Here is a 19,158-nt window from a genome sequence, read left to right on the forward strand (position 1 = left end):
AGGTTTCCCGGATAACATCACAAAAAGCAGCCTTTGAAATGGGCTGCTTTTTTACTCTAACGTTATTAGATAATTGTTCGACCCAGTGAAATAACCACGCGACGGTTTTTATCTTTGCCGATGGGTGATGCGTTGTCGGCGATCGGTCTACGTTTACCATAGCCTTGCACTTGAATGCGATCCTCAGGTAACCCCAGTGATTTAAAGTAATCTCTTAATACCTCAGCCCTACGCTCAGAAAGATCCTGACTCACTCCTCGACTATCAACAGAGTCGGTATAGGTAGAAACCAGCACCAAATCAATATCTTGGTTATAGCGAATATAGTCGGCAATTTGCGCAAGCCGTTTTTGCGAAGCTTTATTGAGTTGCACATTATCGCGGTCGTAATGCAGAATCGTAAATGAGATATCTTCAAAACTGTACGTCAGCAAATTGCTCACACAATCGCTAAACACATTATACTTATCTTGAAACAGTACCGACGAGAGAGCCACTTCAATGCGCTGATCTCGGCTTTGCCAATCTTGGTAGCTAAAGGTTGGATAGCGTCCTTTTTCCAACTCACTGAGCAGGCTCCAAGCGGTTTGACCACCGATGTAACCATCGAACTGTTTGAAGAATTGCAAATTGGTAATACGGTCTGCACTCTCACCCGGACGCCAACTCGGTGGTAATGACACTAAACTTACATTGCGAGTTTCGCCCATTGGACGACGCATTTTGAGTTCAAAATCGAGGTTAATCTTCTTATTCGCACGTGAAGAGAATTCAGCGTCACCGTAATTAGGGATAGGATGGACCAAACGGCACTCTAAAGGGGTATTCGTCACCATCTGCCACGTAGACTGCTGTGGTGTTGCCACATAACGCTTATCCATCGCCATAGGGGCAAAAGATGTCAGTATGCTGGTCATCACAATAGTGGCAGTAACCCATTTATTCATAACGATTTTATTCTCCGAGCGATACTACAACGATGGCGGAAAATTGCCGCTTCGCTTTCTATTGACTAAGTTAATGCAAAAATCTAGCCACATCACCGCACTATCCAACGCATAGTGAAACCTGCATTTATTAACGTGTTTGGTTTTTATCGTAGAAAGAATCTGTAATAATGCCAGCCCTGTCACACAACCAAGAGCTAGCATGACTGAAGTAAATGAAGCATTGACACTGAAAAAGCGTTTCCGCGGTTATTTTCCCGTCGTCATCGACGTCGAAACAGCCGGTTTCAATGCAAAGACCGATGCACTATTAGAAATCTGCGCGATTACGTTGCGTATGGATGAACAAGGTGATCTGCACCCAGCATCGACGATTCACTTTCATGTTGAGCCTTTTGAAGGTGCCAACCTTGAAAAAGAGGCGCTTGAGTTTAATGGCATTCGTGACCCATTTAGCCCATTACGCGGTGCCGTCAGCGAGGCCGAAGCACTCAGAGAAATTTATAAGCTAGTCCGAAAAGAGCAACGCGACAATGACTGTAGCCGCGCGATCATGGTGGCGCACAATGCTACCTTTGACTTGAATTTCGTGATGGCAGCCAGTGAACGCTGCAAGCTAAAACGAGTTCCTTTCCACCCTTTTGCGACTTTTGATACCGCCGCGCTAAGTGGTTTAGCTTATGGCCAAACCGTTTTAGCCAAAGCGTGCAAATCCGCTGGGATGGAATTTGACAATAGAGAAGCGCATTCAGCGCTATACGATACGCAAAAAACAGCCGAACTTTTTTGCGGTATCGTCAACAAATGGAAGGCCCTTGGCGGATGGCCACTTGTTGAACCTTCAGAAAACAATAACAAGTAAACACAACTAACCGAGAAATATATGAATCCTGTAGTAATTTCTGTATGCATCATGCTGCTTCTTGCGCTGATGCGGGTCAATGTCGTCGTCGCACTGACATTCAGTGCGATCGTCGGTGGTTTAGTTGCAGGGATGAGTTTAAATGACGCTGTTTCTGCATTTGAAAGTGGCTTAGGCGGCGGTGCAACCATCGCACTAAGTTATGCGATGCTAGGCACCTTTGCCGTCGCGATTTCTAAATCTGGTATTACTGACTTACTGGCGCAAAACGTGATTAAGCGTATCCATGGCAAAGAGCATGGCGCGGCCACCACAGGTTTGAAGTATGCGGTTCTGGTCGCGCTGGTTCTAGTTACCATGTCATCGCAAAATATCATTCCTGTCCATATCGCCTTTATTCCGATTTTAATTCCACCGCTATTGGGCGTCTTTGCCAAGCTGAAGCTTGACCGTCGCCTGATTGCTTGCGTGCTCACTTTTGGCCTTATCACGCCCTATATGGTCTTGCCTGTCGGCTTTGGTGGGATTTTCCTCAATAATATCTTGCTCAAGAATTTACGCGATAATGGCCTTGAAAACGTAACGGCAAGCCAAGTGCCGATTGCCATGCTGCTACCCGCCGCTGGGATGATTTTTGGCTTACTGGTCGCCATTTTCTTTACCTATCGTAAACCTCGCCAGTATCAAGAGACGGAACATACTGTCATTAATGCCGAACCAAAAGCGATCAACAAAAAGCATATTTTGATTGCCGCGCTCGGTATTATCACGGCACTTGCCGTACAACTGTCCACAGGTTCAATGATCATCGGCGCACTGGCTGGTTTTATGGTCTTCACTTTTGGTGGTGTGATTGCGTGGAAAGAGACACACGATGTGTTCACCAAAGGTGTACATATGATGGCAATGATTGGCTTTATTATGATTTCAGCGGCCGGATTTGCCGCCGTGATGAAAGCCACCGGTGGCGTTGAGTCGCTCGTCGAAGCCTTATCAGTAAGCATTGGCGACAACAAAGCGTTATCGGCTTTATTAATGCTGATCGTCGGTTTGTTGGTCACTATGGGCATTGGTTCATCCTTCTCAACGATTCCAATCATCGCAACCATTTACGTGCCCCTTGCCCTCGCCTTTGGCTTTTCGCCTATGGCGACCATTGCGCTAGTGGGTACCGCTGCTGCGTTAGGCGATGCTGGCTCTCCAGCGTCAGATTCCACCTTGGGGCCAACGTCAGGCCTAAATGCGGATGGCCAGCACGAACATATTTGGGAAACGGTGGTTCCAACCTTCATCCATTATAATATTCCACTGATTGTGTTTGGCTGGATTGCAGCAATGATCCTTTAGTCGAACCCTGTTAACGAGCACAAAAAAGGCTTCCTAGATAGAAGCCTTTTTCTTTGCAGCCTATTTGGGGAGATGCGCTCGATTACGCGCCTTCGTTATGAATCTCTAGGTTGGCGAGATCTTGCTGGATTTCTCGAACCGTTTTTGCATCGTCGCTACGCATCGATTCAAGAAAATCAAGATACTGCTGATCAATATCGCCCGTGACATATTCGCCGTTAAATACCGACGCTTCAAATTTTGCAATATCGCGGTTACCCATACCAACGGCATCCACTAAATCTTCCAGATTTTGGAAAATCAGAGCATCTGCGCCAATTCGCTGCGCAATTTCATCGGCATCTCGACCATGAGCAATCAACTCGTTAGCACTTGGCATATCAATGCCATAGACGTTAGGGAAACGGATCTCAGGCGCGGCTGACACCATGTACACCTTGTTTGCACCAGAATCACGAGCCATCTCAATAATTTGCTCTGACGTAGTTCCACGCACTATCGAGTCATCCACTAGCAACACGTTTTTGCCCTTAAATTCAGAACGAATCGCATTGAGTTTACGGCGCACCGATTTTTTACGCTGTTGCTGGCCCGGCATAATAAATGTGCGGCCAACGTAGCGGTTTTTGACAAAACCTTGGCGATATGGAATATCAATCGCTTGTGCAATTTGCAATGCGATATCGCACGAAGTCTCAGGAATGGGGATCACAACATCAATATCTAAGTCAGCAAATTCGTTCTTGATGCGCTCACCCAACTTTTTACCCATTTCTACGCGCGCGCTGTAAACCGAAATTTTGTCGATAAACGAATCTGGGCGGGCGAAGTAGACAAATTCAAAAATGCATGGGTTAAGTGTTGGGTTATCGGCACATTGTTTAGTAAATAGCTGGCCATCAAAGGTCGCATACACCGCTTCCCCGGGGGCAAGGTCACGCACAAAATCAAAGCCGACAGCATCTAGCGCCACCGACTCAGAAGCGGCCATATATTCAGTACGGCCATCGACTTCACGTTTACCTAAGCAGATAGGACGAATACCATGCGGGTCACGAAACGCGATCATCCCATGCCCAATGATCATCGCGACAACAGCATAAGCACCGCGAATGGTGCGATGTACATTGGCGACAGCACGAAACACATCTTCTGCGGTTACATTGCCTCTGACTGTATCAATTTCATGCGCCAAGACGTTAAGCAGCACTTCGGAATCTGAAGTGGTATTGATATGGCGACGATCTTTTTCAAACAACTTCTGGCGTACTTCGTTGGCATTGGTGAGGTTGCCGTTATGAGCAAGCGTGATACCGAACGGGGAGTTAACGTAGAAAGGTTGAGCTTCTGAGGCACTCGAACTACCCGCAGTAGGATAACGCACATGTCCAATACCCACCGTTCCTTGAAGACGCTGCATGTGTTTTGCTTCAAAGACATCTTTCACTAAACCGTTCGCCTTACGCAGACGGAAACGATTGCTTTCTATGGTACAAATACCAGCGGCATCTTGGCCACGATGCTGCAATACCGTTAACGCGTCATAAATTGACTGGTTTACCAGCGTTGTACCCACGATTCCAACAATACCACACATGTCCTGATCCTCGATTTGCGACAGTAACTGGCGCTAAATCGCGCCAGAGAGAAAACTTGATGTTGCTTGTAAGTGCTCAAAGAACGGCGCAATGATACGGCTAAATTCCGGTACCAATTGCGAGCTCTTCCACCACTCTGAATTTGGAAATGCGGTAAACGCATCCATAAAAAACAAGGCAGCTGAAACAATCAACACACCACGCAATGCTCCAAAAACAATGCCCAGTACCCGATCAGTTCCAGATAGGCCCGTTTTTTGTACCAATTGAGCAATCACATAGTTAATGATCGCTCCGACAATGAGTGTTGCAACAAACAGTACTGCGATGGCCGCGCCATTACGAAACATGTCATCTTTGATATTTGAAAAATACACCGCAAGTTTTGCGTAGTATTGGCTGGCAATAAAAAATGCACCGAACCATATCACTAATGACAACGCTTCTTTAGCAAAGCCACGGACTAAACTGATCAATGCCGATAGGCCGATCACACTTAAAATGACAATATCTAACCAATTCATGAGTTCTACATCTTAAGTTGGCGCGCATTTTAACAGAAAAAAACGCGACGCAAACGTTTTCTTATGGGTTTAGTGGTTTAAATTTGAGCAATTGACCTTTTGCACCGGTAATTTTTTCCAGTTCTAAGAGTTGACGCTCAAGCTTGGTTTTGGAAACATCTGGGCCAATAATGATCCGAGTGAAGCCATTTTCTTGCTTAGTATGAGCTTGATAACCCCGTTTTTGCAGATCTTTAACCACGGTTTTTGCGTTTTCGGCATTCTTTAATGCCATCAACTGAATGAGCCAAGCACTATCTTGGTAATCATTTCTTTCCGCCGTTTCTTTCACTTTCACAGTGAGTGGCTTGCTCTGCGTTGCTGCGTCGCTCTGGTTAGTTTGTGCGATCACTTCAACAGGCGAATCGGGCAACGCGACTTGATCTTCAACGGGGTCGAGAATTTCAAACTTCTCTACGTCGCTGTCTAATTCAGGCTTAATTGGGATGCTGGCAATATCTTCTTTGTAGTGAGTCTTTTTGCCATCTAATACATCAGGCAACACTATCACCCCTATCGCCACCAATATAATTGTTCCTACCAAGCGGCTCTGAAACTTACTTGCCATTTATACTCCTTTGTTCTGCCAGTGCTCTAATACTTCACCCACAGTATGAAACGACCCAACCACGATAATGACATCATTGCTATCGGCTTGTGTCATCGCGGCTTCAAAAGCGCTGACTGGGTTAGCAAAAGGTTTAACGCCAGGCTCAAGGTACTGACACAGTTCACTCGCTTGCGCGGCTCTAGGGCCACTTAATGAAGCAGGATACCAAAGGTTAGCGATTGATTTCAGTTGATGAAGCGTGGCCTTCACATCTTTATCATGCAGCATGCCAATCACTACATGGACCTTTTTGTGTGCGTAACGCTGTTTGAGCTGCGCCACCAAATATTCAGCCGAATGGGGATTATGTGCAACATCAAGAATGATTTCTGGGCTATCACTGATTTTTTGCATCCGCCCAGCAAGTGTTGCGTTGCTCAGCCCATTGACGATATTGACATCACTCACAGCCAAACCGGAGCAGCCGAGTGCCATTAATGCCGTAGCCGCATTAGGCAAAGGCAAGCGAGGGAGCGGTAAATCAGATAACTCAAATGGACCACTTCGCCAATTCCACGTTGTTTCAGAGGTCAGTTCATAGGAAAACTGAATACCGACTTGGTACATCTCCGCACCAATATCATCGGCATGCGCTGCAACCGTTGGTGGTGGCTTAGGCTGGCCGCAAATGGCGGGTTTACCTGCGCGATAAATCCCCGCTTTCTCATAGCCAATAACATTGATGTCATCGCCGAGCCAATCCACGTGATCAATCGCCAAGCTGGTGATCACAGAAACATCGTGATCCACGATATTGGTCGCATCAAGTCGGCCACCTAGCCCAACTTCCAATAAAATGACATCCACCGCTTGCGTTTGAAATAAACGCAGCGCCGCCAATGTACCGAACTCAAATAGGCTTAAACTGATGTCACCCCGTTGCGCTTCAACAAAAGCGAAGGCTTGCGTATGCAGCTCATCGCTGAGCTCAAGCGCATTAATACGCACGCGTTCGTTATAACGGATAAGATGAGGTGAGCTATAAACGCCCACGCGATAACCTGCATCCAATAAAATGGCTTCCATTAATGCACAGGTCGAGCCTTTGCCATTCGTTCCAGCCACGGTAATTACGGTAGGTGCAGGTTTAATAAGATTCGCTTTTTGAGCCACAGCTTGAACACGATCCAAGCCAAGGTCGATAGCGGAGGTATGAATATTCGCTAAATAATCAAGCCACATCGCAAGAGAGGATGTGGCTTGTGGGATAAGGTTTTGAGTCATCTAACGTTTATAACCATTAAGCAGTTAGTGTGTTAGTGCCTACTTTACCCTTTTTCGTGCGCTTCTGGTACAGCGTAATCAGGTTCAATCGGTGAATCATCAACAGAAACGACCAATGGTGAGCTGTGATTGGTCAATTTAGCGATCAATCCACCTACGCGTTGACGCATTTCACGGCGATCGACAATCATATCAATCGCACCATGCTCAATTAGGAATTCGCTGCGTTGGAAACCTTCAGGTAGATCTTCACGTACCGTTTGTTCGATAACTCGACGACCTGCAAAACCAATCAGTGCTTTAGGTTCACCAATATTGATGTCACCAAGCATCGCTAAACTTGCCGATACGCCACCCATGGTCGGGTCCGTCATCACTGAGATATAAGGTAAGCCTTTGCTTGATAAACGTTCAAGCGCCGCACTGGTTTTTGCCATCTGCATCAATGACATTAACGCTTCTTGCATACGCGCGCCGCCACTGGCAGAAAAGCAGACCAAACCACAGTTGTTTTCTATAGCGGCATCAACAGCTCGTACGAAACGCGCACCAACTACAGACCCCATTGAACCACCCATGAAAGAAAACTCAAAAGCACAAGCAACCAAAGGCATACCCAATAGTTCGCCTTGCATCACCACAAGAGCGTCTTTCTCACCACTGCTTTTTTGAGCGGCTGAAAGGCGTTCTTTATAACGTTTTGAGTCTTTAAACTTGAGTTTATCTTGCGGCTCTAACTCGTCACCAATCTCGACACGATTCTGTTCATCAAGAAAAGTCTCTAAGCGGCGACGTGCTTTCATGCGCATGTGATGATCACATTTAGGGCACACTTCCAAGTTACGCTCAAGCTCAGCGTGATATAACACTTGCTCACAAGAAGTACATTTAGTCCAAACCCCTTCAGGGATGGATGCTTTACGCGAAGTTACGATATTGCTTTTTTCTAAAATCTTTTCAAGCCAACTCATGGAAGACCTTTACTCTTAACTCTCTCGCGTGATTGCGAAAGATACAAATTTGGGATTTATGCGTGAGGATTAAAACATATAAAATGCTTAGTGTAGACAAAAAACTGGTTGTACCTATTTTCTGGCTGTCATTTCCACACACGTCACGACTCTGTTTTGGACACTTTACGCGTTATTAGTTCAAATTATCAGCTAAAAATAGCGGCCCAAGCGACTCTTTTGGTAAAGAAAATTCTTCTGGATAATCAACAGCAACTAAATATAATCCTTCCGCTTTGGCTGTTGCACCCGCCAGTTTTCTATCTTTGGCTTCAAGCAGCCATTTTATCCATTCGGGAGGCTGCTCACCACGGCCGACAACGATGAGGCTACCGGTAATATTTCGCACCATATGATGGACAAAAGCATTTGCTTTAATGTCGATGACGACATAGTTGCCATGCCGAGTCACATTCAAATGCATGACGTTTCGCCAAGGACTATTCGATTGACAATGCACAGCGCGAAAAGAGGTGAAATCATTTTCGCCCAATAAAAGCTGCCCTGCTTGCTGCATTTTCTCAACGTCTAAATCGCCATGATAATGACTGACACCTGAAGATAATATGCCAGGGCGATAAGCATGATTATAAATGATGTAGCGATAACGGCGTGCTGTAGCCGAAAAACGAGCGTGAAAATCGCTTGAAACCTCAGTTGCCCAACGAACAGCGATATCTTTTGGTAAATGAGCATTGACACCCATTGTCCAAGCGACCATTTTTCGGCAAGCCGTAGTATCAAAATGTATCACCTGCCCTGTGCCGTGAACCCCTGCATCGGTGCGCCCCGCACACAATACTTCAACCGGATGGTTCGCCACAACTGTGAGTGCTTTTTCTAATTCTTCTTGGACACTTTTAACGTCACGTTGTCGCTGCCAACCATAGTATTGAGAACCATTGTACTCAATACCTAAAGCGATTCTCATCATCTGATTCTCTTTGAAAATGGGTCGGGCAGTATAATCGCAATCAAAAAAAAATTCTAATCGACAAGCCATCTACCCCGACAACTTTCAATGTGAAGTTCAGGTCATCTGCAAGTCAGAAAAGGCTATTCAATAACAACGAGGCCGTATATTCACGGCCTCGTTTGTTTTTAAGCTCGGCGATTAATGCTGTCAATCAAGGATTTCGCTTCTCGTCGAATATCATCACTACCATCAACAATGGCTTCCTCTAACAGTTTTATCGCCCCTTTATCATCGTTCATCTCGATGTAAATTTTGGCGAGGTCAAGCTTACCCGCCGCCTCAGAGTTATTGTCTACATCGATATCACCAATGTCACCAATCACATCCGGAAATTCACTTAAACCAACATCTAACTTGAGTTCTTCATCTTCAGGGCTAATCCCCTCTTCACCCTCAACTTGAGCCATTAGCTCATCGATGGTCATGTACTGGCTCTTTTGGGCTTCAAAATCATCGAGTTCATCTTGAATTCCCCAGTTTTCATCAAGAATTTGAGGCTCGTCGGTTTGGATATCATCGTTCCAAACGGCAAGCTCTTCTTCAGGCACGTCATCTGGGATGGAAGCTTGTTGATCTGGCGTTAAATTAAAACCGTTCCAATCTTCACCGCCTACCTCTAACATTGCATCAATGTTCATACCAGCACTATCAATGGTACGAGCATCTAATGGTCGATCAAAAGAGAATGGCGCAGAAGAGACACTTTCCTCATCTAGCCAATCTTTTAAGGCTTTCTCATCGAACTCCTGTTTTGAAACACTCTGCAATTGGTCTGCGTCATCATCTTCTAAAAGCGGCTGTTGATCTGTTTCTAGTGCTGGTTCGTTAATTGAAGCGAGTGCATCTTCTTCACTGAATTCAGGCAAGGCTTGCTCGTCAATCGCTTCAAAACTTTCTTGAGCAATAGGCTCTGACGCCGCCTCTTGAGGCTCGGCTATCGCATCCGCCAGCGCGTCTTCTTCTGTGTATTCTGGCAGCTCAAGATCCGTAAGTTCGCTCTCGTCTTCCTTTTCATCTAGAGAAGGCTCACTAATTGAAGCAAGTGCATCTTCTTCACTAAATTCAGGCAAGGATTGCTCGTCAATCGCTTCAAAACTTTCTTGAGCGACAGGCTCTGACGCCGCTTCTTGAGGCTCGGCTATCGCATCCGCTAGCGCGTCTTCTTCTGTGTACTCTGGCAGCTCAAGATCCGTAAGGTCGCTCCCGTCTTCCTTTTCTTCTAGAGGAGGCTCGTTAATTGAAGCAAGTGCATCTTCTTCATCGAATTCAGGCAAGGCTTGCTCGTCAATCGCTTCAAAACTTTCTTGAGCAACAGGCTCTGACGCCGCTTCTTGAGGCTCGGCTATCGCATCCGCCAGCGCGTCTTCTTCTGTGTACTCTGGCAGCTCAAGATCCGTAAGGTCGCTCTCGTCTTCTTTTTCTTCTAGAGGAGGCTCGTTGATTGAAGCAAGTGCATCTTCTTCACTGAATTCAGGCAAGGCTTGCTCGTCAATCGCTTCAAAACTTTCTTGAGCAACAGGCTCTGACGCCGCTTCTTGAGGCTCGGCTATCGCATCCGCCAGCGCGTCTTCTTCTGTGTACTCTGGCAGCTCAAGATCCGTAAGGTCGCTCTCGTCTTCCTTTTCTTCTTCTAGAGGAGGCTCGTTAATTGAAGCAAGTGCATCTTCTTCACTAAATTCAGGTAAGGCTTGCTCGTCAATCGCTTCAAAACTTTCTTGAGCAACAGGCTCTGACGCCGCCTCTTGAGGCTCGGCTATCGCATCCGCCAGCGCGTCTTCTTCTGTGTACTCTGGCAGCTCAAGATCCGTAAGGTTGCTCTCGTCTTCCTTTTCTTCTTCTAGAGGAGGCTCGTTAATTGAAGCAAGTGCATCTTCTTCACTAAATTCAGGTAAGGCTTGCTCGTCAATCGCTTCAACACTTTCTTGAGCAACAGGCTCTGACGCCGCTTCTTGAGGCTCGGCTATCGCATCCGCCAGCGCGTCTTCTTCTGACGGCTCTGGCAGTTGGACTTCGGAAAGCTCGCTCTGTGACTGTTCTTCTAGCGATGGCTCATTAAAGGAAGCAAGGAGATCTTCTTCTTCTAACTCCACTAACTTGTCATCGTGGAGCTCCTCAACATGGTCCTTTGCCGATGATTCTGCTGAATTGGTTTGAAGCGGCTCAACATCAGCTTGGCTTGGTTCTTCCTCTTCTAGCTCACCAATGTCCCAGTCTTCATCTTGTGGAACTCCAAATTCGTTAGGGCTGACTTCTGGTTTGCTAACCTGTGCGGGTTCTATTTTTTCCGGGGATGTCGAGCTGCTTAGAGGTTGCTCCTCATTCGGCTTCAGATCCGGATAACTTGCCCCTTCAATTTCTGGGTTAAAATCAAATGAGTCGTCGATAAATTCTTCATCGATGTCGCCATCAACCACTCCCATCTGTTCATCATCCAGTAGAGGATCTTTTTCAGGAGCGGCACTTAGCAGATCGTCAATGAAGATGTCGCTGTTAAACTCGGAATCTTCAACGCTATCGTTTTCATTATCCAAAAACTCGCTATTTTGCTGTTCGGTCTCTTCGATATTCTGAGCATGCTGCTCGATTTCCAGCAACTCTTCAAATAATGCCGTACCATCTTCTTCAGCGAGACTATCCTTATCTTCAGCACCTTCTTGCTCTTGGTCTGCCTTTTCAAACTCAAGTGATTCAGAACCATTGTCAGTAAATAGTTCGTCCAATAGCTCTGTACTATTCTCATCCAGCTCGGTTTCAATGTCGGATTCCGTAGTTTCTTCACCCAATAACTCATACAGAGTTTGATCACCAGTGAAGTCAACATCATCAATATCTTCTTCGCTCGAAGCGATGTCTTTATCGGGCTGCACAAGTTCTTCAAGTAAGTCGGTGCTTTCCGATAAGTCTGTCTCGCTCTCTTCATCATCACCGAGTAGCTCATCGAGCAGTTCGACACTGTCACTATCAATTGCTAGGACGTCTTCATCTTGCTCTTCTAATAATTCATCCAGCAGCGCTGTTTCAGTGGAGGAATCAGTTTCTATTGAGGTGAGGTCAGATTGCGCTTCAATCGTTGCGAATAGATCATCAAGTTCACTATCCGACGCTAGCTCTGCTTCTTTTAAATCGAAGTTACCGCCGGTTTTTGCTAGCTCGGGCTCTTCTGAATCCAAGTTGAAATCATCTTCGGACTCATCCAATAATGAATCAAAGTCAAAACTATCATGATGATCGTCATCACTATTGGCGGCAAACAAATCGTCAAGTAGCGATTGATCTAAAGTATCGCTTCCGAGATCTTCAGCTTTCTCATCTCCAGCCAATAACGCGTCAATGTCGTCTTCAGAGATGGAATCATCATCATCGGATAAATCAAATTCTGTTTCGCTATCATCTTCATCTAATAACGCTTCGTCTAAAGCTCGCGCCATCTCATCGAGACCGACAGCTTTTTCGTCAGCACCAACACTGATGCCGTTACTGCTAGCGGTCAAATCTTCTAAATCCGCAGCAAGATCACCATCATCGCCGATACTCGCAAATGGGTCTTCGCCATCTTCACCTTCGAGGTTGAAGTCTAAATCTGTATCGTCTAAATCGGCAAAAATGTCCGATTCTTGCTCAGCATTGTCATCGATTTCATCATCCAGTGTGATGTCGTCACCAAATAACTTCTCACTATCATCAGACTCACCAAACAAGTCATCATCCAGCATTAAATCATCGTCAATATCTTCAAGGCTGCCAGCAGCCATTGGCGTTATGGGCTCTTGATTACCTTGAGTGACAACAGGCTGCTCCGTTGGCTTGGATCGGCGGCCAAGCAACATCACAACCAGTAAACCAATTAACAGACCAGGAATAAGGGCGAGAGCGGCGACCAACCAAGAGTTGGAAAGCAGTTGATCAAGTGCACTTGGTGCAAGCTTTTGCGCCTCTAGTGCTTTTCTACGTTCTTCATCAAGTAGCTTTTCAACTTCAGAGCGAATGCGGTTTTCGTCACCGAGTTCTCCTTTGAGTGCATCGACTTCAGATTGAACATCTGCCAGCATCAAACGTAACTTATGATTTTTCTCCTCAAGCGCCAGTAATTCAGTATCAGATTTCGCAACTTGTGTGCCAATATCTTTTAGCACAGGTTCACTCTTCGTCTTTTCAACAACTGGTTGAGCGACAGTAGAGGCAATTGTTTTTTCAGGCAAAGCTGTAGAAGCAGCAGTAACAGGCGCTGTTGGCTGCGCCGTATTAGCATTCAATTTGGCTTGATGCGCGGCCATGATATTGACCGCTTCTTGGGTGGGCGCACTATTTACCTGTGCCAATGATGGAACACGTAAGTTGCTACCCGGGATCAAACTGTGAATATTTTGATTTTCGAACGCCTGAGGGTTTAGCCGATAAATGGCCAGCAGGGTTTGTTGTACAGTGACGTTATTCGATGGGCGTAGTCGAGTGGCAATAGACCACAAAGTGTCGCTGTCTAAGGTTGGCCCAAAAAACGTCGATGGTTGGCTATTAGCCTGCTGAAGATTACGAGTTTGAGTGAGATTTTCTGAAAATTGAGGAGAAGACTGGATCTCACCATTCGGCCCAACCAGGCGAATGCTCTCGGCACTAACGATAGAAGTCTGAGTCACGGCAACCATTGCTATCGGCAACAGTAGACGCTGAAAAATTTGACGCATATAAGGCTCAGCTATGTGCTTGGAATAAATAAATACGATGATCTGTTTAATATATCGGATAACGCTAGCAAAACTATAGGACGCAAGGTAAAAAATGTGTCACGACTACGATAATCGCAGGAATCTCACACATTTTTCCCCGCTAAGTGAGCTTGCTCAGACAAAAACAGTACCATAATAAAAAGAAAGGCCAGCATTGGCTGACCTTTTTAAATAGTACTTAAGCTTACTCTGCGTCTATTTTTGCCCAAGTTTCACGTAGACCCACTGTGCGGTTAAAAACCAACGCCTCTGGTTTAGAATCTTTCGAGTCAGCACAGAAATAACCCATGCGCTCAAACTGATAACCTTGCTCCGCGTGTGCCGCCACCAAACTAGGCTCTACAAAACCATTAATTTTAACCAATGAATCTGGGTTAATGGTTTCAGCAAAGTTGTCAGCCGCCGCCGGGTTGGGAACGGTAAATAGGCGATCATACAAACGAATTTCAGCTGGCAAGGCTTTATCGGCAGATACCCAGTGAATAACACCTTTCACTTTGCGTCCATCTGCCGGGTTTTTACCCAGAGTATCCATATCGTAAGTGCAGAATATTGTCGTAATATTGCCTTGTGCATCTTTTTCAATGCGCTCTGCTTTTATTACATAAGCGCCGCGTAAGCGAACTTCTTTGCCTAGCACCAAACGTTTGTATTTCTTGTTGCCTTCTTCACGGAAATCTTCACGTTCAATCCACAATTCGCGAGTGAATGGAACTTCACGCTCGCCCATTTCAGGCTTGTTTGGATGATTTGCCAGCGTTAACGTCTCGACTTTACCCACCTCAAAGTTTTCTATCACCGCTTTTACAGGGTCAAGAACCGCCATGGCGCGAGGCGCATGTTCGTTTAAGTCTTCACGGATACAAGACTCTAACGAACTGAATTCGATCATATTTTCCTGTTTTGTCACACCTATGCGTTTGCAAAACTCACGAATCGATGCTGGTGTGAATCCACGGCGGCGTAAACCTGAAATCGTCGGCATACGTGGGTCATCCCAACCATCCACTAATTTTTCCGTAACCAGCTGGTTTAGTTTACGCTTAGACATTACCGTGTATTCAAGGTTTAAACGGCTAAACTCATACTGATGTGGTCGACAATCAATCGTGATATTTTCCAACACCCAATCGTACAGACGGCGGTTATCTTGAAACTCTAGGGTACAAATTGAGTGCGTGATCCCTTCCAAGGCATCCGAGATACAGTGGGTAAAATCGTACATTGGATAAATGCACCATTTGTTACCCGTTTGGTGATGCTCAGCGAAACGGACACGGTAAAGCACAGGATCGCGCATCACCATAAAGGATGACGCCATGTCAATCTTGGCACGTAAACACGCTTTGCCTTCTTCGAAACCACCAGCGCGCATTTTCTCAAATAGCGCTAGGTTTTCTTCAATGCTGCGATCGCGGTACGGACTTGGCTTACCTGCTTGAGTCAATGTACCTCGATATTCACGGATCTCTTCTGGACTGAGCTCTTCAACATAAGCCAGACCTTTTTGGATCAGCTCAACCGCGTATTGGTATAGTTTGTCAAAATAATCTGACGAATAACAAACATCACCAGACCATTGGAAGCCGAGCCATTTCACGTCGGCTTTGATTGACTCAACGTACTCCATATCTTCTTTTTCAGGGTTTGTATCGTCAAAACGTAAATTACACTGTCCCTGATAGTCCTGAGCAATACCAAAGTTTAAGCAGATAGATTTAGCATGACCGATGTGCAGGTAACCATTTGGCTCGGGCGGAAAACGAGTATGCACACTTGTGTGTTTGCCATCCGCTAAATCTTTATCAATGATTTGGCGAATAAAATTCGATGGACGAGCCTCAGCTTCACTCATCTATAGCACCTCAAAATTATTTAGTATCGTCAGAAGATTTTTCTGTATGTAAGAGCAGTAATGCTTGCAGAAACAGAAAGTTTGTCGCTAATGATCCACAATTATCCGCTCTTGCACAATAAAAAGTGGGCATTTCCTGCGATTATTTCAAGACATTGCCTTTTGTCTGGCTAGGCTAAGCAAAATTTCAGGCAAAGGGCGTAAGAAATAGGCAAAAGCTACCGTTGTGGGCAGCCTTAAATTTGAATAGCGCTCATTTGATGAATAAGAAAAACCTCTGCCTGAAGCAGAGGCTTTAAAATAACCTAATCATCGGTTGCGATTAAGACTAAGGAAGTTTCACGCTAGAAAGATCTTCGTTTGCATTGATAGACTTCATCTCACCAGCAACGATTTCAGCAAGAGGGCCTAAGATAACTTGTAGGTTATTAGTACCCAGTTTCACCACACCCATTGCACCCAATGCTTTTAATGTTTTCTCGTCGATAATGCTCATGTCATTGACAGATAAACGTAAGCGAGTGATACAAGCATCGATGTTAGATAGGTTGCTGTGGCCGCCTAGAGCTTTAAGGTATTGTTTAGCGAGCTCAGAAGACTCTTTCGCGCCTGATACTTTGCTATCGCTGTCGTCATCTTCGCGACCTGGTGTTTTAAGGCCAAATTTCAAAATAACGGTACGGAAAATCACATAGTACAGAGCAAAGAACACAATACCTTGAACTATTAGCATGTACCAATTAACCGCCAGTGGGTTACGTGATGACAATACCATATCCACAAGGCCTGCAGAGAAACCGAAACCCGCAATCCACTGCATTGAAGCAGCAATGAATACTGATAGACCCGTCAATGCTGCATGCAGTACATATAGTGCAGGAGCAAGGAACATGAACGAGAATTCTAGAGGTTCAGTTACACCGGTAAAGAATGAAGCAAAACCAGCTGCAATCATGATAGAAGCAACTTTCTCTTTATTCTTCGCTGTAGATGTGTGGTAAATAGCCAATGCCGCACCAGGTAGACCGAACATCATAATAGGGAAGAAGCCTGCTTGGTACATACCCGTTACGCCTGGGATACCAGTACCCTCAGCGATAGATTTTGCACCACCTAAGAAGTTAGGAATGTCGTTAATACCCGCAACATCAAACCAGAATACTGAGTTCAGTGCGTGATGAAGACCAACAGGGATTAGCAAACGGTTAAAGAACGCATAGATACCTGCACCCGCAGAACCTAGACCTTGAATCGATTCACCAAACGATACTAGACCACCATAAACATGCGGCCATACATACATCAGAACGAAGGCGATAAAAATACCAGCAAACGACGTCAAAATAGGTACTAGGCGTTTGCCAGAGAAGAAGGCTAATGCTTTATGCAGTTCTACAGTAGAGAAGCGATTGTAGATTTCAGCAGAAACGATACCCACTAAAATACCAACAAACTGATTGTTGATTTTACCAAAAGCAGCAGGAACTGCGCTTGGATCAATACCTTGGATCTGTGCAACGGCTCCTGGAGAAAGCAAAGTCGTCACCACTAAGAAACCAACAAAACCCGACAATGCAGCAGCACCGTCTTTATCTTTAGACATACCGTAAGCCACACCAACAGCAAACAGTACAGACATGTTATCAATGATTGCAGCACCTGCTTTAATCAGGAATGCAGCCAAGGCACTGTTTGAACCCCACCCATTTGGGTCGATCCAATAACCAATACCCATTAGTATCGCGGCAGCTGGCAATGTGGCAACTGGTACCATCAACGCCTTGCCTACTTTTTGAAAGTATCCAAGAATATTCACCTTAAGTTCCCCCTATAGGATTTAGGATTTTTTGTATTTGGTTGAGCCACTTATTTTAGTCGCTCAATTTAGTCAAACTCAGTTTATGATATTAATTTTGCTCCGCAAATTAAAACCTTATCATTTGTGATCATAATCACCACAATCTGCCAAATACCAAGGTTTTTGCTAGCGAGATCATAAAACTTATTTTACAATTAAAAAAAATGGAAATTAGGCGATAATATTTGCCTGTTTCATCGTCGAATAGCATGTAAGCTAAACAACCCCGACTGGCTTTTTTCGTATAAAATGCAAACTATAACCATCAAATAACCCAGTCAAAACGAGCACTTAATTTTAATGTCATCCAGCATTGGCTGTTTGCTAGCAAGATAATTCGCGACCTAATTGAAGTAAGAAAAGAAAGCACCGTACTGGCACATTCCACCTTTCATTTCGTCGCCTCGCCAAATTTATAAAATATTGATAGATAAGGATTTGATGATTATGTACGCACTAACTAACTGTAAAATCTACACTGGCAGTGATGTGCTAGTTGACCATGCTGTGATTATCAACAACGAGTTGATTGAAGCGGTCTGTCCTATTGCGGATTTACCACAAGATATAGCGACACAAGATTTAAATGGTGCAAACCTAAGCCCAGGCTTTATCGACCTGCAATTGAATGGTTGTGGCGGTGTGATGCTGAATGATGAAGTAACGGCGACTACGATGCAGATCATGCATAAAGCCAACCTAAAATCAGGATGCACAAGCTTTTTGCCAACGTTAATCACCTCTTCAGACGAAGACATGCGCAAAGCGATTTCTGCCGCACGTGAATATCACTCTCAATATAAAAACCAATCACTGGGTTTACACCTTGAAGGGCCATATCTTAATGTGATGAAAAAGGGCATTCACAGTGTGGATTTCATCCGCCCTTCAGATGACAACATGATCGCCACTATGTGTGAAAATAGCGATGTGATTGCTAAAGTGACATTGGCGCCAGAGCACAACAATCCAGAACACATTGAACGTCTGGTGAAAGCTGGCATTGTGGTATCGATTGGTCACACTAACGCAACTTATACTGAAGCACGTAAAAGCTTTGAATCAGGCATCACCTTTGCCACACACTTATTTAATGCCATGACGCCGATGGTTGGACGTGAACCCGGTGTCGTTGGTGCAATTTATGACACCCCAGAAGTTTATGCTGGCATTATTGCTGATGGCTTTCATGTTGATTATGCTAACATCAGAATTGCTCACAAAATCAAAGGCGAAAAGCTTGTATTAGTGACCGATGCCACAGCTCCTGCAGGCGCTAACATGGATTACTTTATTTTTGTCGGTAAGAAAGTATATTACCGTGATGGTAAGTGTGTTGATGAAAACGGCACACTGGGCGGCTCAGCACTCACTATGATTGAGGCAGTGCAAAACACTGTTGAGCACGTTGGTATCGCATTGGACGAAGCTCTGCGGATGGCAACTCTGTATCCGGCAAAAGCAATTGGTGTGGATCACAAACTAGGCCGAGTTAAAAAAGGCATGGTGGCGAACCTCACTGCATTTGATAGAGACTTCAATGTTCAGGCGACGGTTGTTAACGGACAATACGAGCACAATTGA

At 45.2% G+C, this 19,158-nt stretch carries 13 protein-coding genes; 3 read left to right on the forward strand and 10 right to left on the reverse strand.

The window, feature by feature from the left end:
- Positions 1–65: 65 nt before the first annotated feature.
- A complete protein-coding gene (motY, locus tag N5E84_RS08085) occupies positions 66–947 on the reverse strand; it encodes a flagellar protein MotY (RefSeq protein ID WP_010318471.1) in 882 nt (293 codons plus the stop codon).
- Positions 948–1,149: 202 nt separating this feature from the next.
- Here motY and rnt point away from each other — a divergent pair, with 202 nt between their 5' ends.
- Both rnt and N5E84_RS08095 read left to right on the forward strand, forming a co-directional pair.
- Positions 1,150–1,809: a ribonuclease T gene (rnt, locus tag N5E84_RS08090; RefSeq protein ID WP_010318472.1), complete on the forward strand. Its 660-nt coding sequence runs from the start codon at positions 1,150–1,152 to the stop codon at positions 1,807–1,809.
- Between the two features lie 21 nt (positions 1,810–1,830).
- Positions 1,831–3,156: a Na+/H+ antiporter family protein gene (locus tag N5E84_RS08095; protein WP_017048031.1), complete on the forward strand. Its 1,326-nt coding sequence runs from the start codon at positions 1,831–1,833 to the stop codon at positions 3,154–3,156.
- 82 nt (positions 3,157–3,238) lie between these two features.
- Here the strand turns inward: N5E84_RS08095 and purF are convergent, their stop codons facing one another.
- The 9 genes from purF to nagE form a co-directional block, all read right to left on the reverse strand.
- Complete coding sequence (gene purF, locus N5E84_RS08100; RefSeq protein ID WP_013857289.1) at positions 3,239–4,753, reverse strand: amidophosphoribosyltransferase; 1,515 nt, start codon at positions 4,751–4,753, stop codon at positions 3,239–3,241.
- Positions 4,754–4,786: 33 nt separating this feature from the next.
- Positions 4,787–5,278, reverse strand: a complete 492-nt coding sequence (locus tag N5E84_RS08105; protein WP_019282275.1) for a CvpA family protein — start codon at positions 5,276–5,278, stop codon at positions 4,787–4,789.
- Between the two features lie 61 nt (positions 5,279–5,339).
- Positions 5,340–5,885: an SPOR domain-containing protein gene (locus N5E84_RS08110; protein WP_013857291.1), complete on the reverse strand. Its 546-nt coding sequence runs from the start codon at positions 5,883–5,885 to the stop codon at positions 5,340–5,342.
- Entirely contained in the window at positions 5,886–7,151 is a 1,266-nt protein-coding gene (gene folC, locus N5E84_RS08115; protein ID WP_019282276.1) for a bifunctional tetrahydrofolate synthase/dihydrofolate synthase, read from the reverse strand.
- 44 nt (positions 7,152–7,195) lie between these two features.
- Entirely contained in the window at positions 7,196–8,122 is a 927-nt protein-coding gene (accD, locus tag N5E84_RS08120; RefSeq protein ID WP_013857293.1) for an acetyl-CoA carboxylase, carboxyltransferase subunit beta, read from the reverse strand.
- Between the two features lie 175 nt (positions 8,123–8,297).
- Entirely contained in the window at positions 8,298–9,092 is a 795-nt protein-coding gene (gene truA, locus N5E84_RS08125) for a tRNA pseudouridine(38-40) synthase TruA (protein ID WP_026027499.1), read from the reverse strand.
- Positions 9,093–9,262: 170 nt separating this feature from the next.
- Entirely contained in the window at positions 9,263–13,819 is a 4,557-nt protein-coding gene (locus N5E84_RS08130) for a FimV/HubP family polar landmark protein (RefSeq protein ID WP_069212093.1), read from the reverse strand.
- A 226-nt stretch (positions 13,820–14,045) separates the two neighbouring features.
- Positions 14,046–15,716 (reverse strand): glutamine--tRNA ligase, encoded by a 1,671-nt coding sequence (gene glnS / locus N5E84_RS08135; protein ID WP_019282278.1) that lies wholly within the window; start codon positions 15,714–15,716, stop codon positions 14,046–14,048.
- Between the two features lie 328 nt (positions 15,717–16,044).
- Entirely contained in the window at positions 16,045–17,532 is a 1,488-nt protein-coding gene (gene nagE / locus N5E84_RS08140) for an N-acetylglucosamine-specific PTS transporter subunit IIBC (RefSeq protein WP_013857296.1), read from the reverse strand.
- Positions 17,533–18,021: 489 nt separating this feature from the next.
- On the opposite strand from nagE, the gene nagA reads away from it, so the two are divergent.
- Positions 18,022–19,158 carry an N-acetylglucosamine-6-phosphate deacetylase gene (gene nagA, locus N5E84_RS08145; protein WP_026028127.1) on the forward strand — a complete coding sequence of 379 codons (1,137 nt, stop codon included), beginning with the start codon at positions 18,022–18,024 and terminating at the stop codon, positions 19,156–19,158.

This window comes from Vibrio sp. J502 (genome assembly GCF_025397955.1).
Taxonomy (GTDB): Bacteria; Pseudomonadota; Gammaproteobacteria; order Enterobacterales; family Vibrionaceae; genus Vibrio; species Vibrio anguillarum.

Excerpts from the sequence above, each read along its gene's own strand:
- motY (WP_010318471.1), bottom strand. The coding sequence starts at position 947 with ATGAATAAATGGGTTACTGCCACTATTGTGATGACCAGCATACTGACA.
- rnt (WP_010318472.1), top strand. The coding sequence starts at position 1,150 with ATGACTGAAGTAAATGAAGCATTGACACTGAAAAAGCGTTTCCGCGGT.
- N5E84_RS08095 (WP_017048031.1), top strand. The coding sequence starts at position 1,831 with ATGAATCCTGTAGTAATTTCTGTATGCATCATGCTGCTTCTTGCGCTG.
- purF (WP_013857289.1), bottom strand. The coding sequence starts at position 4,753 with ATGTGTGGTATTGTTGGAATCGTGGGTACAACGCTGGTAAACCAGTCA.
- N5E84_RS08105 (WP_019282275.1), bottom strand. The coding sequence starts at position 5,278 with ATGAATTGGTTAGATATTGTCATTTTAAGTGTGATCGGCCTATCGGCA.
- N5E84_RS08110 (WP_013857291.1), bottom strand. The coding sequence starts at position 5,885 with ATGGCAAGTAAGTTTCAGAGCCGCTTGGTAGGAACAATTATATTGGTG.
- folC (WP_019282276.1), bottom strand. The coding sequence starts at position 7,151 with ATGACTCAAAACCTTATCCCACAAGCCACATCCTCTCTTGCGATGTGG.
- accD (WP_013857293.1), bottom strand. The coding sequence starts at position 8,122 with ATGAGTTGGCTTGAAAAGATTTTAGAAAAAAGCAATATCGTAACTTCG.
- truA (WP_026027499.1), bottom strand. The coding sequence starts at position 9,092 with ATGAGAATCGCTTTAGGTATTGAGTACAATGGTTCTCAATACTATGGT.
- N5E84_RS08130 (WP_069212093.1), bottom strand. The coding sequence starts at position 13,819 with ATGCGTCAAATTTTTCAGCGTCTACTGTTGCCGATAGCAATGGTTGCC.
- glnS (WP_019282278.1), bottom strand. The coding sequence starts at position 15,716 with ATGAGTGAAGCTGAGGCTCGTCCATCGAATTTTATTCGCCAAATCATT.
- nagA (WP_026028127.1), top strand. The coding sequence starts at position 18,022 with ATGTACGCACTAACTAACTGTAAAATCTACACTGGCAGTGATGTGCTA.